The 14,425-nt window shown below is 73.8% G+C and carries 15 protein-coding genes; 12 read left to right on the forward strand and 3 right to left on the reverse strand.

Going from position 1 to position 14,425, the window contains the following annotated elements; genetic code table 11:
* Positions 1-164: 164 nt before the first annotated feature.
* Together LQ327_RS10560 and LQ327_RS10565 are read right to left on the reverse strand one after the other, a co-directional pair.
* Positions 165-725 carry a YceI family protein gene (locus LQ327_RS10560; protein WP_230732697.1) on the reverse strand — a complete coding sequence of 187 codons (561 nt, stop codon included), beginning with the start codon at positions 723-725 and terminating at the stop codon, positions 165-167.
* Between the two features lie 116 nt (positions 726-841).
* Positions 842-1,291, reverse strand: coding sequence for a hypothetical protein (locus LQ327_RS10565; protein WP_230732700.1), 450 nt, complete (start codon positions 1,289-1,291; stop codon positions 842-844).
* Between the two features lie 318 nt (positions 1,292-1,609).
* Between LQ327_RS10565 and LQ327_RS10570 the strand changes: the two genes are divergently transcribed.
* The 10 genes from LQ327_RS10570 (at position 1,610) to LQ327_RS10615 (ending at position 12,256) form a co-directional block, all read left to right on the forward strand.
* Positions 1,610-2,074, forward strand: coding sequence for a GNAT family N-acetyltransferase (locus LQ327_RS10570; protein WP_230732703.1), 465 nt, complete (start codon positions 1,610-1,612; stop codon positions 2,072-2,074).
* Positions 2,065-2,829 carry a hypothetical protein gene (locus LQ327_RS10575; RefSeq protein WP_230732706.1) on the forward strand — a complete coding sequence of 255 codons (765 nt, stop codon included), beginning with the start codon at positions 2,065-2,067 and terminating at the stop codon, positions 2,827-2,829. The genes LQ327_RS10570 and LQ327_RS10575 overlap by 10 nt, the downstream gene beginning before the upstream one ends.
* Before the next feature lie 165 nt (positions 2,830-2,994).
* Positions 2,995-3,501, forward strand: a complete 507-nt coding sequence (locus LQ327_RS10580; protein ID WP_230732709.1) for a hypothetical protein — start codon at positions 2,995-2,997, stop codon at positions 3,499-3,501.
* A 455-nt stretch (positions 3,502-3,956) separates the two neighbouring features.
* Entirely contained in the window at positions 3,957-4,703 is a 747-nt protein-coding gene (locus LQ327_RS10585; protein WP_308286278.1) for a MerR family transcriptional regulator, read from the forward strand.
* Positions 4,704-4,824: 121 nt separating this feature from the next.
* Positions 4,825-5,937, forward strand: a complete 1,113-nt coding sequence (locus tag LQ327_RS10590; RefSeq protein ID WP_230732715.1) for a ferredoxin reductase — start codon at positions 4,825-4,827, stop codon at positions 5,935-5,937.
* Between the two features lie 30 nt (positions 5,938-5,967).
* Entirely contained in the window at positions 5,968-7,194 is a 1,227-nt protein-coding gene (locus LQ327_RS10595) for a fatty acid desaturase family protein (RefSeq protein ID WP_230732717.1), read from the forward strand.
* Between the two features lie 55 nt (positions 7,195-7,249).
* The gene (locus LQ327_RS10600) at positions 7,250-8,902 is read left to right on the forward strand and encodes an adenylate/guanylate cyclase domain-containing protein (protein ID WP_230732720.1); all 1,653 of its coding nucleotides are present in this window, start codon (positions 7,250-7,252) and stop codon (positions 8,900-8,902) included.
* An 11-nt stretch (positions 8,903-8,913) separates the two neighbouring features.
* A complete protein-coding gene (locus LQ327_RS34685) occupies positions 8,914-10,674 on the forward strand; it encodes a potassium channel family protein (protein WP_230732736.1) in 1,761 nt (586 codons plus the stop codon).
* Positions 10,671-10,967: a Dabb family protein gene (locus LQ327_RS10610; RefSeq protein WP_230732756.1), complete on the forward strand. Its 297-nt coding sequence runs from the start codon at positions 10,671-10,673 to the stop codon at positions 10,965-10,967. Before LQ327_RS34685 ends, LQ327_RS10610 begins: the two co-directional genes overlap by 4 nt.
* A 92-nt stretch (positions 10,968-11,059) precedes the next feature.
* Positions 11,060-12,256 carry a glycosyltransferase gene (locus LQ327_RS10615; protein WP_230732759.1) on the forward strand — a complete coding sequence of 399 codons (1,197 nt, stop codon included), beginning with the start codon at positions 11,060-11,062 and terminating at the stop codon, positions 12,254-12,256.
* Here the strand turns inward: LQ327_RS10615 and LQ327_RS10620 are convergent.
* Positions 12,241-12,669, reverse strand: coding sequence for a CBS domain-containing protein (locus LQ327_RS10620; RefSeq protein ID WP_230732761.1), 429 nt, complete (start codon positions 12,667-12,669; stop codon positions 12,241-12,243). The genes LQ327_RS10615 and LQ327_RS10620 overlap by 16 nt on opposite strands.
* A gap of 156 nt (positions 12,670-12,825) precedes the next feature.
* Here LQ327_RS10620 and LQ327_RS10625 point away from each other — a divergent pair, with 156 nt between their 5' ends.
* Positions 12,826-13,713, forward strand: a complete 888-nt coding sequence (locus LQ327_RS10625) for a hydroxymethylglutaryl-CoA lyase (RefSeq protein ID WP_230732764.1) — start codon at positions 12,826-12,828, stop codon at positions 13,711-13,713.
* Positions 13,714-13,756: 43 nt separating this feature from the next.
* Positions 13,757-14,422, forward strand: coding sequence for a class I SAM-dependent DNA methyltransferase (locus LQ327_RS10630; RefSeq protein WP_230732767.1), 666 nt, complete (start codon positions 13,757-13,759; stop codon positions 14,420-14,422).
* Positions 14,423-14,425 lie beyond the last annotated feature (3 nt).

Consider the following 14,425-nt stretch of genomic DNA (forward strand, 5'->3'; position numbering starts at 1 on the left):
GCGCTGCTCCTGTCCCGTCACGGTTCGTGCGGACACACAGTGTGGCGTGCGCGATGCCCGACGGCCAGCCCGCCGCGCGGTCGTCCGACGGCGACCGAACGGCGCTCCCGCACCCGGCGGGCGCCGGCCCGGGCGTCGCGCCCGGGCCGTGCGGCCCGGCCGGATCAGGCCTGCTTGATCGCCGAGATGTCGAACTCGAGGCCGACCTTCTCGCTCACCAGCACGCCGCCGGTCTCGAGCGCGGCGTTGAAGGTGATGCCGAAGTCCTTGCGGTTGATCGTGGTGGCGCCCTCGAAGCCGGCGCGGACGTTGCCGAAGGGGTCCTTGGCGAGGCCGGTGAACTCGAAGTCCACGGTGACCGGCGCCGTGACGTCGCGGATGGTCAGCTCACCGCTGATGCGCCAGATGTCGTCGCCCGACTTCTCGACGCCGGTCGAGCGAAAGGTGATCTCCGGGTAGACCTCGACGTTGAGGAAGTCCTCGCTGCGGACGTGGCCGTCGCGCTGCTCCTGGCTGGAGTCGAAGCTGCCGGCCTGGATGACGATCTCGGTCGCCGAGGCGGCGGGGTTCGCGTCGTCGATGCGCGCGGTTCCCCGGAACTCCCCGAACTGGCCACGCACCTTCGTCACCATCGCGTGCCGGGCGGTGAAGCCGATCCGGCTGTGGGCCGGGTCGATCTGGTACTCGCCGGCGAGGGTGAGGGTCGGGGCGGCGGTCTCGGTCATGGTGATCCTCCACGCTTGAAGCGTCAACTGACTGTCACGGTCCAGCCTAACACCATCGCTTCAAGCTTCAACCATTGGGCCTGTGGCAGCGGTCACATCCCTATCCGGAGAAACGGTCAGGCGGCGACGTACTCCGCGTCGCCGAGCACGACGGAGCCCGACCAGCGCTCACGCAGCCGGCGGGCGAAGGCGTCGGCGCCGGCCCCGAGGAGGTGCACCACGAGCCGGTCGCCGGCGAGGCCGGAGGCGCTCGTCGCGAACCGGACGACGGCGTCCACGTCCCACGCCCGGGCGCGGATCGGGACGACCACCCGCACCCGGGTGGTGGCGAGCAGGACCGCGAGGGCCTGGGCCGTGGCCGGCCAGTGGCGGGGCTCCGGAGCGCCCGCGCCGGCGGCGGGGACGACGACCGTCGTGGCGCCCGCCCGCTCCGCCGCGCGGGCCTCGTCGAGCATGGCGTCGAGGTCGCGGCTGCCGCCCGCGGGATCGACGAGGCCGTGACCGACCGGGTCGAGCGTGACGACGGCGTCCGCGAGCGAGACCGGGCGCTCGGTGGTGACGGACATGGGGTGGGCCTCCGGGGTGCGGACGGACGAGCTCGGGCCTCGACCGAGGGGCGATCTGGGAACTCGACCGCGCGGGGGCCGGGTCGGGCGCAGGCCGCCGGTCACGAGGGACCGGGCGGGAGGCCGGAGCGGGCGCGCGGGCGGGCGCGATCAGCCGGAAGGGCGACAGAACTCGTCGAACGCGTCGAGGCGGCGGCTCGGCCAGAACCGCTCCAGAACCTCGCCCGACGACGTCACACCGTGTTCATACACCGGCGTCCCCGACCGGGGCCACCCTCGCGTGGCCCAGGTCCCACCGCGTCGTCCTACCGTGGACCGGTGATCCACAGTGCGGCTCTCGACGCGATGTCGCCCCGGGACGTCCACGACGTCCTGGCGCTGCGCGTGGCGGTGTTCGTCGTCGAGCAGCGGTGCGCGTACGCCGAGATCGACGGCCGGGACGTCGAGCCGGGCGCCGTCCACTGGTGGAGTCGTCACGACGACGGCGTGCTCACCGCGTACCTCCGGGTGCTCGTCGAGCCAGGGGTGCACCGCATCGGGCGGGTCGTCACCGCGCCGGCCGCCCGCGGCACCGGGGCGGGGGCGGCGCTGATGCGCGCGGCGTTGACGACGTTGCCCGGGCCGGTGGTGCTCGGCGCGCAGGTCCGGGTGCAGGGCTTCTACGAGCGCCTCGGCTTCACGGTCGACGGGCCCGGGTACGACGAGGACGGCATCCCGCACGTCCCGATGCTCAGGGGGCCCACAGCGGACCTTCAGGAACGGGGTGGATCGTCGTGGATGTGACCCTTCTGCTGTTCCTCCTCGTCGTCGGTGGCCTCATCGCGCTCGCCGTGTCGCGCCGGGGCCGGGCCGTCGCGGCGGGATCGTCCCCGTCCGGAGTGGCTTCCGGCGCCGCCGATGTCGACGCCGAGGCGGAGGCCCGCCGCTGGTACGACCGCCTCGGGGGTCAGGTGCTCGCGCTGACCGGGACCGACGACCCGTCCCGCCAGGCGCTGGCCGACGCCTCCGAGCGGTACACCGCCGCCGGCTCGCAGCTGTCCTCCGCGACGACGCCCGGCCAGTACCGGCTGGTCACCGACACCGCGCTCGAGGGCCTGCACTTCGTCCGCGCGGCACGCACCGCGATGGGCATGGACCCGGGTCCCGAGCTGCCGTCGAGCACCGACCGCGCCCGCGCCGGAGAGCTCACGGGCGACCGCAGCGTCGACGTCGAGGGCCGCACCGTCACCGGCTCGCCGAGCCCGTCCGCCCAGAACTCGCACTACTACCCCGGCGGCACCGTGGCCGGGCGCCCGGTCGCCGCGGGCTGGTACTCGGAGCCGTGGTGGAAGCCGATGCTGCTCGGCGGCGTGGGTGCCGTGGGCGGCGTCCTGCTCGCCGACGCCCTGTTCTCCGGGTTCGGCGGTTTCGGTGGCGGCGGTTTCGGTGGCGGCGGTTTCGGTGGCGGCGGTTTCGGTGGCGGTGGTTTCGACGGCGGTGGTTTCGGCGGCTTCGATGGTGGCGGGTTCGACGGCGGGGGCCTGTTCGACAACTGGTGACCCTCGCGGTTCACCGTCGTCGAAGGTGCGCTTGAGCTGATCTTTACCCGTCCCGCACGAGTGTGCGGTGTTGCGTACCGGTGAATTCGCAGAGTGATTACCCGGTTACCGTCCGACCCTGCCCGGGTGGATCAGCCGCCCGGCGTCGGGGAAGGGGGACGCGCCATGCGTCCGACGAACACGCTCCGCACGAAGATCGGGGTCGCCCTGGGGCTCGCCGTCGCGGCGTCCCTCGGAACGGCGGCGGCGGCCGACGCCGCGCCCGCCCCTGCTCCCACGCCGGGCGCCGGCGCCGGTGCGACGCCGGGTGGCGCTCACCAGGCCCACCACGTCACTCGGCCCGCGGCGGGGGAGAAGGCCGTCGGTCAGAAGGCCGTCGGTCAGAAGGCCGTCGGTCAGAAGGCCGTCGGTCAGAAGGCCGTCGGTCAGAAGGCCGTCGGTCAGAAGGCTGCGGGCCAGAAGGCTGCGGGCCAGAAGGCGGCGGGCCAGAAGGCGGTCGGCCAGAAGGCGGTCGGGCAGAAGGCCGCCGGCCAGAAGGCGGTCGGTCAGAAGGCCGCGGGCCAGAACGCTGCCGTGGCGCGCCCCGCCCACCGCGCCGCCGCGCCGGCCGCTCACCGCACGGCTGCTCCCGCGGCCCAGAAGGGCGCCGTGCACGGCAACGCCACCCGGTAGTCGGGCCCGGGGCAGCCCTTGATCACGACGCGGGTGGCGAAGTGCTCGCTCACCGAGCACTTCGCCGCCCAGATGTCGATCACGGGTCTGCTCGGCGATCGTGATCGCGGCGCGGCTCCCTCGCGCACCGCGGTCGGCCGGGCTCCGGGCCGGAGCTGTCCCCCGGCTCCGGCCCGGAGCCTCCCGCCGCCATGATCATGAGCACCTGAGGCATGCCGCCATGATCATGAGCACCTGAGGCATGCAAGGAGCGCTCGCCGCCTGCCGGACGTGCCCCTCGTCGGTGGAGCTCGCCCGGCCCGCGCCGGCCGCCCTGATCAACGGCACACCGGGCATCGAACGAGCGCTCGCCGCCTGCCGGACGTGCCGCTCGTCAGGACCCGACCTCAGCGCTAGCAGGTACCTCGGGTAACACGAACCGCACTCACCGTCCGACGCTCGTACCGTGATCGGGCGTGGGGTCTCCGGCATCGGCATGGACGATCGACCGTCTGGCCGCTCACGCTGGGATGACCGTCCGCAACGTGCGCGCCCACGCGGCCCGCGGCCTGCTCCCGCCGCCGCGGATGCAGGGCCGGACCGGGTTCTACGGCGCCGAGCACCTGGCCCGGCTCGAGTTGATCACGCATCTGCAGGCCGAGGGGTTCTCGCTCGCCGCGATCGAGCGCCTGGTCGACGCCACGCCCAACCAGACCGCCGAGCGGGCGCTCTCCCAGTACCTCGAGATGCTCACGCCCTGGCAGGCCGAGCCACCGGTGGACATGCCGCGCGAGGAGTTCGCCTCGTGGGTGGGGGTCCACCCGCCGCACCACGAGATGCTCACCGAGGCGGGCCTGGTCGAGGACCTCGGAGACGGGTCCATCCGCGTCCACAGTCCGGGCATGGTGCGGGCGGGCGCGGAGGCGGTGCGCCTCGGGATGCCGCTGGACGCGCTGCTCGAGACCCGGCGGATGGTGCTGGAGCAGGTCACCGAGGTGGCCGAGAACTTCGTCGACCTGTTCCGGCGCACGGTCTGGCAGGACTTCGTGGCCGACGGTCTGCCCGCGGACCGGTTCGCCGACATCAGTGACGTCGTGGCGAAGCTGCAGCCGGTGGCCGCGCAGACCGTGATGTCGGCCTTCCGCGAGACGATGCCCCGGGCGGTCGGGGACCTCGTCCGGGAGGCCTCCCGGGTGCTCGGCGAGGACGGCGAGCGTTCATGACATCCCGCGATGTCATATGACATCGCGGGATGTTTCGATGTGCGCGTCATCGGTCATCTAGGGGCCACGCTCCCGCCGTTCGCCTGAGCGGAGCAGTCCCCGGCAACGAAGCGGAGGCGATGTGAACGAGTCCTCGGCGAGGCTCCCCCGCCCGGTCCAGCGGCTGCGGGCCGCCGCGTCGCGCTTCACCACCCCGTTGCTGCCCGACGACTACCTGACCCTGCTCAACCCGCTGTGGTCGGCCCGTGAACTGCGGGGCAAGATCGTGAAGGTCGTCCCCGAGACGGAGGACGCCGCCACCCTCGTCATCAAGCCCGGCTGGGGCTGGTCGTTCGACCACCACGCCGGGCAGTACGTCGGCATCGCGGTGCAGGTCGACGGCCGGTTCCACTGGCGCTCGTACTCGCTGACCTCGCCGCCCAAGCGCGACTCCGGGCACCTCTCGGTGACGATCAAGGCACAGCCGGAGGGCCTCCTCTCCCAGCACCTCGTGCGGGGTGTCGCGCCGGGCACGATCGTCCGGCTCGCCCCGCCGCAGGGCGACTTCGTGCTCCCCGAGCCGCCGCCCAAGAAGATCCTCTTCCTCACGGCGGGCAGCGGGATCACGCCGATCATGGCGTTCCTCCGGACCCTCGACCGCCGCCGGACGATGCCCGACGTCGTCGTCATGCACTCCGCGCCCGACCCGGAGCACTTCCTGTTCTCCGACGAGCTCGCCGACCTCGACGCCAGGTACGGCTCGGTCAGGGTCGTCCGCCGCCACACCTCGCGGGACGGTCACCTCGACCTGCGCGATCTCGCGACCGTCTGCCCCGACTGGACCGAGCGCGAGGCCTGGGTGTGCGGCCCCAACGCGATGCTCGACGACGCCGAGGAGGTCTGGGAGGACGCGGGCCTCGACGACCATCTCCACGTCGAGCGCTTCTCGGCGAACCTCGCGGGCGGCGAGGCCGAGGGCGGCACCGTCCGGTTCTCGCAGTCGGACACCGACGTGGAGATCGACGGCGCGACGACGCTGCTGGAGGCCGGCGAGCAGGCCGGGCTGCAGTTGCCGTTCGGGTGCCGGATGGGCATCTGCCACACCTGCGTCGTGCCGCTGCGCTCCGGCGTGGTGCGCGACCTGCGCGACGGCACCGAGCACCGCGCCGACGGCACCGGCGGTCAGAGCTGGGACGCCGTGAAGATCCAGACCTGCATCACCGCGGCGGCGGGCGACTGCGTCGTCGACGCCTGAGACGAGCACCGGCAACCGAGGGGAGACGTCGTGGCCATCAGGGACGTGAAGGAGTTCGCCCACCTCACCCAGGAGGACGTGGAGGCGCTCGGCCGGGAGTTCGACCAGATCCGGTCGGACATCGAGGAGTCCCGCGGGGACGCCGACGCCGCCTACATCCGCCGCCTGATCACCGTGCAGCGCCGCCTGAACGTCGCGGCGCGCGTGATGATGTTCGGCAGCAACCGGCGCGAGCTGTGGTGGGCGGGCGCCCTCACGCTCGGCGTGGCCAAGATCCTCGAGAACATGGAGATCGGCCACAACGTCATGCACGGCGAGTGGGACTGGATGAACGATCCGGAGATCCACTCATCGACGTGGGAGTGGGACAACGTCTGCCCCGCCGACCAGTGGAAGCACTCCCACAACTACCTGCACCACACCTATACGAACGTCATCGGCAAGGACAAGGACGTCGGCTACGAGATCCTCCGCGTCCGCTCCGACCAGCCGTGGCACCCGTACTACCTGACGCAGCCCGTGGTGAACACGCTGCTCATGCTGGGCTTCGAGTACGGCGTCTCGCTGCACGACCTCGACATCGAGGGCCTGCGCAAGATGCAGCTCGAGGACCCCGAGGAGTTCAAGCGCAAGCTCGCCGCGATCGGGCGCAAGCAGGCCCGCCAGATCGGCAAGGACTACGTGCTGTTCCCGCTGCTCACCGGCCCGAACGCGGTGCCGACGGCGACGGCGAACCTCACGGCCAACATCATCCGCAACATCTGGTCCTACGCGATCATCTTCTGCGGGCACTTCCCCGACGGCGCCGAGGTCTTCACCGAGGAGGAGCTGGAGAACGAGACGCAGGGCGAGTGGTACCTGCGCCAGCTCCTCGGCTCCGCGAACTTCACCGGCAACCGGCTGATGCACGTCATGTCCGGAAGCCTCGGCTACCAGATCGAGCACCACCTCTACCCGGATCTGTGCTCGAACCGGTACCCGGAGATCGCCGTCCGGGTGCGCGCGCTGTGCGAGAAGTACGAGCTGCCCTACACGACCGGCTCGTTCCCGCGGCAGTTCTGGCAGGCCACGCGGTCGATCTGGCGGCTCTCGCTGCCCGCGAAGAAGCTGCGGGAGGCCAACGAGCGGCGCATCGCCCGGGGGCTCCCGCGCCGCACCGGCGCCGTCCGCTCGACCGGCGCCGACGCGCCGTCCACGCCGCAGGTCGCGCCCGCGCCGCCGACGACGCCGGGTGCAGCAGGCGCATCGGGCGGCTGACGGGTCGACCACACCACCCACCCGGGGTGGCGGCCGGTGGCTACCGTCGGGAGCCGTGACGGCCGGCACGTCGAGGAACGCGACCGGGCCCGCGACCGCGGGCCCGCCCTCGCGCGTCGCCGAGGACCGTGAGGTCGAGGCGCCCCGCGACGTCGCGTTCCGGACCAAGGCCGTCGTCGGGGCGCTGATCGTCGTCGCCAACGTCGTCGGGGCCGGGATCCTGGTGGGCCTCGCCGGGTGGGTGCTGCCGTTCCGGGCGCTGGTGGCCGACGAGGCCGAGGCGCTGCGGGTCAACCTGATCCTCTTCGGGGTCTACGCCCCGCTCGGGGCCCTCGTGGCGTTCGGGTTCGGCTGGACGTGGATGCGGATCCCCGATCCACCCGGCCCCGGGGCCACCGCCGCCGACCGGGACCGGCACCGCCGCCGCGCCCGCCGGGTGGTGCTGCGGGCGCCGCTGCGTCTCGCGGTGGTGCAGGCCGTGCCGTGGGTGATCGGCGTGGTGCTCTTCGCCGCGGTCGACACCCGCTGGTCGGTCGCCCTGGCGGTGGCGGTCGCGGGCATGATCGCGCTGGGCGGCGTCACGACGGTGACCGTGGCGTACCGGCTGACCGAGCTCGGCCTGCGCCGCGAGGTCGCGCGGGTGTTCGTGCTCGAGCCGCCGAGCGGCAGCGGGATGCCCGGCGTCGCGGTGCGCTCGCTCGGCACCTGGGTCCTGGGCACCGGCGTCCCGCTGCTCGGCCTGGTCATCGCGGCCGGGACGTCGCTGGTCTACGGGGACTACTTCGACGTGACCCGGCTCGGGACCGTGACGCTCGTGCTGGCGCTCATGGCGCTCGCGACCGGCTTCCTCGTCACCGCGCTGACCTCCACCTCGCTCGCCGCCTCGGTCCTCGCGGTGCGCCGGGCGCTGCGCCGGGTCGAGAAGGGGGATCTCGACGTCACCGTCGAGGTCTCCGACACCACCGAGCTCGGGCTGCTGCAGTCCGGGTTCAACACCATGGTCACCGGGCTGCGCGAACGCGACCGGGTCCGGGAGCTGTTCGGCCAGCAGGTCGGCGAGGACGTCGCGGCCGCGGCGATGGCCGGCCAGGTGGAGCTCGGCGGCGAGGTGCGCGAGGTCGCGGTGCTCTTCGTCGACCTCGTCGGCTCCACCCGCATGGCCGCCACCCGGCCGCCGACCGAGGTGATGGCGCGCCTCAACCGCTTCTTCGCCGAGGTGGTCGACGTCGTGGAGAGCCACGGCGGGTGGATCAACAAGTTCGAGGGCGACGCGGCGCTCGCGCTGTTCGGCGCCCCCACCGACCACGACGACCCCGCGACCGCCGCGCTCGCGGCCGCCCGCGCCCTGGCCGACCGGCTCGACGCCGAGCACATCGCGATCCGGGCGGGCATCGGGGCCTCGGCGGGGGAGGCCGTCGCGGGCAACATCGGCGACACCCGCCGCTACGAGTACACCGTCATCGGTGACCCGGTGAACGAGGCGTCCCGGCTGTGCGACCTCGCCAAGGCGCGCCCGGAGCTGGTCGCCGCCTCCGGGGCCGCCCTGGGCCGGGCGGCCGAGTCCGAGGTCGGGGAGTGGACCGTCGTGGGGACCGAACGGCTGCGCGGACGGGAGGCCGACACCGAGATCGCGGTGCCGCGCTCCCGCGTCGACGACGCGGAATCGATCTCCGCCGAAACCGCCCGGTCGGAGGTCACGCGCGGTTAGGGTGCGCGCTCGTGACGAGTGCGGGGTCGACGCCGTCCGCGCGCCCCCGACGCTTCGTGATCTGCGGGGAGAACCTGCTCACGCTGCGCATCGTCGAGGCCCTGCGCCGTCAGGGCAGCGCCGCCGTCGACATCGTCGTCGTGGTGGCCGACCGCGCGGGCCGCTACGTCCCGCAGATCGAGGACGCCGGCGTCCGCGTCCTCGAGGGCGGGAGCTCCGACGACGACCGCACCTTCCTGGCCGCGGGCGTGCGCGGGGCGACCGCCGTCGCGCTCGTCGACCGCGAGGACGTCACCAACATCCACCGGGCGCTGCGCGTCCAGGAGATCGACCCCGACGTGCGGCTCGTGGTGCGGCTGTTCAACACCCGCCTCGGCCGGCGCATCGAGCAGATCCTGCCGACCGCCACCGTGCTGTCGGTCTCCGAGACCGCGGCGCCGTCGTTCGTCGCCCAGGCGATCGGGCGCAACACCCGCCAGCACATCCGCGTGCCGGAGCGCACCTTCGTCGTGGCCGGGCGGCGGGAGGTCCGCGACGAGGCCGTGGTGTGCGGGCTGGCCGCCAACTCCCAGCTCGGCGCGCGGGGCGGCCCGCGGCTGCTGCCCGCCGGCGGCCCCGACGCCGCCGACTACGTCCTCGCCGTCGCCGAGTCCCGCGCGCGGGAGACCGACCAGCTCTCCCGGCCCCGCACCGAGCGGGTCCGCAACGCCGTGGAGCGCGTCGTCGTGCGGCTGCGCGGGACGTTCACCCGCCGCCTGGCCCGCGCGACGCTGGCCCTCGGCGCGCTGTTCATCCTCGGCACCGTGGCGTTCGCGACGGCGGGCGGCTACCACCTCGGCGACGCGATCTACCTGGCGGTCCTCGACTCCGCCGGCGCCGCCCAGCCCGACACCGGCGCCAGCGTGGCGGTCCGGGTGATCCAGGGGTTCGTCACGGTGATCGGCATCGCGATCATCCCGCTGGTCACCGCGGTCGTGGTGGAGAGCGCGGTGAGCGGCCGGGTGCTGGGGACCACGCCGCGGCGGATGCCGCGCCGCGACCACGTCGTCGTCGTCGGCCTGGGCAACGTCGGGATGCGCATCGTGACCACGCTGCGCGACCGCGGCGTCCCCGTGGTCGCCGTCGAGCGCAGCGAGGGGGCGGTCGGGGCCTCGACCGTCGCCCGCGCGGGCATCCCGGTGATCCTCGGCGACGCGACCCGGGAGCGGGTGCTGCGCGAGGCGGGCGCCGAGGAGTGCCGCGCCCTGGTCGCGGTCACCAGCGACGACGCCACGAACCTGCAGGCCGCGCTCGTCGGGCGGTCGGTGCAGCGCTCGGTGCGCGTCGTGCTGCGCCTGCGTGACGACGACCTCGCCGGCCGGGTCGAGCGCAGCATGGACGCCATCTCGCGCAGCGTCTCCTACGTGGCCGCGCCGGTCTTCGCCGCCGCCCTGCGCGACGGTCAGGTGGTCGCGACGATCCCCATCGGGCGCCGGATCCTGCTGATGGCCGAGGTCGCCGTCGGGCGGGCGTCGTTCATGGCCGGCCTGCCGATCCCGGCGCTCAGCGAGACCGGCGCGGTGCGGGTGGTCGGGGTGTACCGCGGCGCCGGGCCGGACGCGGTGCTCGAGACTCCGCCACGGCCCCACCGGCGTCTCAAGGTCGGCGACCGGCTGCTCGTGGTCGCCACCCGCGGCGGGCTGGGCACGGTGCTGGAGCGCTGCGCGTCGCGCTCGGTGTACGACCGGGCCGCCGTGCCGAGCCGTCGGGCGGAGGGCATGGTGTCGGTGTGATCCGCAACGTGGTGGTCGGGGTCGTCGCCGACGGGGTGCCGCCGGAGCAGGTCGAGACCGCGCTGCAGGCACTGCGCGACCTGCGCGTCGAGGGGCTCGAGTTCACCCTGCTCGCCGGCCAGGACCGCGGGCTGCGCCCCGGGAACGCGTCCTACTGCCTGACCGTCGACTTCCCCGACGACGAGGCCTACCGCGTCTACGACGCGGACCCCGAGCACAACCGGATCCGCCGGGAGCTGTTCGCGCCGATCAGCTCGTCCATCCAGCGCATCCAGTTCGCCCTTCCCGACTGACCGCGCCGTCGCCGGGGAGATCACGACCGTTCCCGGGACGAACCGGGCTCCCGTCACCCGCCGTGCACCCGGGTTCGGCACAGTGGGGCGTCGTGCGCATCCTCGTCGCCGCCCTGGGCTCCCCCGGCCACGCCTTCCCGCTCGTCCCCCTCGCCCGCGCCCTGCACGACGCGGGCCACGGCGTCACGTTCGCGACCGGCCCGGACACCGCGGCCACCATCGCGACCTCCGGGGTCCCCACGGCGATCGCCGGGCGACCGGTCTTCGACGCCTTCCGCGAGGTGATGATCGACCACGGGCTGTCCGAGCGGCCGTCGGACCCGGAGACGATGCGCGTCGTCGCGAGCGAGGTCTTCGGTGCCGTCATGCCGCGGTCGGTGGCGGGCGACCTCGTCCCGTGGCTGGACGAGCACCGCCCCGACCTCGTCATCTCCGAGGTCGGCGACCCGGGCGCCGCGCTCGCCGCCCGCACCGTGAGCGTCCCGTGCGTGCTGCACTCCTTCGGGCGCCGCCCCTCGCCGCACTCGCCGATGAGCATGACGATGCCGGCGCACCTCGCCGCGGTGGCCGACGACCTCGGGTCGCCGCTGGCCGAGGGCGACGCGACCGGCCACGCCTACCTCGACATCTGCCCGCCGTCGCTGCAGGAGCCGGACTCGACGGCCTACCTCAAGGGCATGACGGAGCTACCGCTGCGCCCCGTGCCCTGGAACCCGCCGACGTCGTTCACGCCGCGGCACCTCACCGGCCGGCCGTGGGTGCTGCTCACCCTGGGGACCGCGTTCGGCGAGGCGGACGTGCTGCGCACCGCCCTGACCGGCCTGCGCGGGCTCGACGTCGACGTGCTCGTCGCGACCGGCTCGGTCGAGGCGGGCGAGCTGGCCGACCTCGAGACCGCGGGCGTGCAGGTCGAGGGCTTCGTCCCGCAGGCCGACCTGCTGCGAGGCGAGGTCGACGGGGTCGCCCCGCCCGCGCTGGTGGTGCACCACGGCGGCAGCGGGACCACGCTCTCGTGCGCCGGTGCGGGCGTACCACAGCTCTTCCTGCCCCAGGGCGCCGACCAGTTCTTCAACGCCCAGGCCGTGACGACGGCGGGGGCGGGCATCCAGCTGATCGGGGAGGGCGTGGCGGCAGCCGCGGTGACGGCCGCCGCGACCGACCTGCTCGCCGAGGGGCCGGAACGCGCCGCGGCCCGCGCTCTGGCCTCGGAGGTCGAGGGCCTGCCCGCCCCCGCCGAGGTGGCCGCCGACGTCGACCGGTGGGCCTTCCCGCGTCAGCCGGCGATGTAGGCCTCGAGCTGGGAGCGGTGCGCCTCCAGCTCGTCGAGCCGGTTCTTCACGACGTCGCCGATGCTGACGATCCCGGTCAGCCTCCCGTTCTCGACGACGGGGATGTGCCGGATGCGGCGCTCGGTCATCGTCGCGGCGAGGGCGTCGACCTCGTCGTCGGGACCGCACGTCGTGACGTGACCGCTCATGATCGAGGTGACGGCGTCGGCCAGGAGCGCGGCACCGCGGTGGTGGAGGTGCCGGACGACGTCACGCTCGGAGACCATCCCGACCACCGCCCCCTCGGCGTCGACGACGACCGCCGCACCGACCCCCCGGGCCGCAAGCGCGGTCAGCAGGCTGGGCACCGGGGTCTCCGGCTCGACGGTGAGCACACCGGTGGGCTTCTGGGCCAGGACGTCCCCGATGCGCATGCTCGTCTCCCTCGTCCGGTGTCGTCGTCCGTGTGACGACGGTCTCACGCCGCCGTGACCTCGGGAAGGGCTCCGTCGGGGGCTTCGCGGACCGGGCGGGCGGTCACTGCGCGCCACTATCGTCTCCGGGAGGGCGATGAGGAGGAAGGACGTCTGATGAAGGGCATCGTCGAGGTCAGTCCGCGGGACGGCCTGCAGAACGAGCGCGCCGTGCTCGAGACCGACGCGAAGGTCGAGCTGATCACCCGGGCGATCGCCGCCGGCGCGCGCCGGATCGAGTCGGCGTCGTTCGTGCACCCGAAGCTGGTGCCGGCGATGGCCGACGCCGAGGCCGTGATGGAGCGGGTGCCGCGGCCCGAGGGGGTCTCGCACATCGGGCTGGTGCTCAACCGCCGCGGCTACGACCGGGCCGTCTCGGCGGCGGTGGACGAGATCAACGTCGTCGTCCCGGCCTCCGACGGCTTCGCCAAGGCGAACCAGAACTCGACCACCGAGGCGCTGACCGAGGTGGCCGAGGAGGTCCTCGCCGAGGCCTCGTCGACGGGGCTGTTCGCCACGGTGACCATCGCGACCTCGTTCGGCTGCCCGTTCGACGGCGAGGTCGACCCGGCCCGCGTCGTCGAGGTGGCGCGGCGCTCCGCGGCCGCCGGGGCGAATGAGATCGCGATCGCGGACACCATCGGCGTCGGGGTGCCGACCCAGGTCCGCACGCTGCTCGACGGGGTCCGGGAGGTGGCGCCGCGGGTGATCATGCGGGCGCACTTCCACAACACCCGCAACACCGGCTTCGCCAACGCGGTCGCGGCCCAGGAGTGGGGGGTCGACTGGCTGGACTCCTCCAACGGCGGGATCGGCGGCTGCCCGTTCGCCCCTGCCGCGACCGGCAACATCGCCACCGAGGATCTGGTCTACCTGCTCGAGCGGATGGGGGTGCCGACCGGCCTGGACCTCGACGCGCTGCTCCCGATCGCCGGCTTCCTCTCCGACCAGCTCGGCTACCGGGTCCCGGCCCTGCTCCCGCGCGCGGGCACCTTCGGAGGCTGAGAGTTCCCGGGCTGAGGGTTCCCGGGTGGGCGAGGATGAGGTCATGGCCGACACCCCGACCCCCGGCGATCCCCACGCGACGAACACCGCGGGCAACCCGCTCCTCGAGCGCGCCTACGCCCTGGCCGACGCGGACGAGGCCCGGGCGCTCTACGACGAGTGGGCCGAGCGCTACGACGCCGACCTCACCGACGCCTCACAGGGCTACGTCGGGCCGGAGGTCGCGGCCGGCACGGTGGAGCGCGTCGCGGGCGTGGACGGCGAGATCCTCGACGCCGGGTGCGGCACCGGGCTGGTCGGCGTCGCGCTCGCGGCGCGCGGGGCGCGGACGATCGACGGCGTCGACCTCTCGCCCGGGATGCTGGAGCAGGCGAAGGCGACGGGCGCCTACCGGCGGCTGGCCCCCGCGGACCTCTCGCGGGCGCTCCCGGTGGCGGCGGACTCCTACGACGTCGTGGTGTGCGTCGGGACGCTGACCCACGGCCACGTCGGGCCGGGGGCGTTCGGCGAGTTCGTCCGGCTCACCCGGCCGGGCGGGGCGATCGTCGCGACGGTGCTCGACGACATCTGGGACTCCGGCGGCTACCGCGCCGAGGTGGACCGGCTCGCGCAGATGGCGATGGTCGAGATCGTGTCCACCGACGTCGTCGACTACCGCAAGGCGGCGGACGTCAGCGCGCGGATGGTGGTGCTCCGGGTGGCGCAGTAGCCC

The organism is Actinomycetospora endophytica, assembly GCF_021026375.1.
Taxonomy (GTDB): Bacteria; Actinomycetota; Actinomycetes; order Mycobacteriales; family Pseudonocardiaceae; genus Actinomycetospora; species Actinomycetospora endophytica.

Bases quoted from the DNA above. Each gene is read 5' to 3' on its own strand.
- LQ327_RS10560 (WP_230732697.1), bottom strand. From the start codon at position 725: ATGACCGAGACCGCCGCCCCGACCCTCACCCTCGCCGGCGAGTACCAG.
- LQ327_RS10565 (WP_230732700.1), bottom strand. From the start codon at position 1,291: ATGTCCGTCACCACCGAGCGCCCGGTCTCGCTCGCGGACGCCGTCGTC.
- LQ327_RS10580 (WP_230732709.1), top strand. From the start codon at position 2,995: ATGCGTCCGACGAACACGCTCCGCACGAAGATCGGGGTCGCCCTGGGG.
- LQ327_RS10620 (WP_230732761.1), bottom strand. From the start codon at position 12,669: ATGCGCATCGGGGACGTCCTGGCCCAGAAGCCCACCGGTGTGCTCACC.
- LQ327_RS10625 (WP_230732764.1), top strand. From the start codon at position 12,826: ATGAAGGGCATCGTCGAGGTCAGTCCGCGGGACGGCCTGCAGAACGAG.
- LQ327_RS10630 (WP_230732767.1), top strand. From the start codon at position 13,757: ATGGCCGACACCCCGACCCCCGGCGATCCCCACGCGACGAACACCGCG.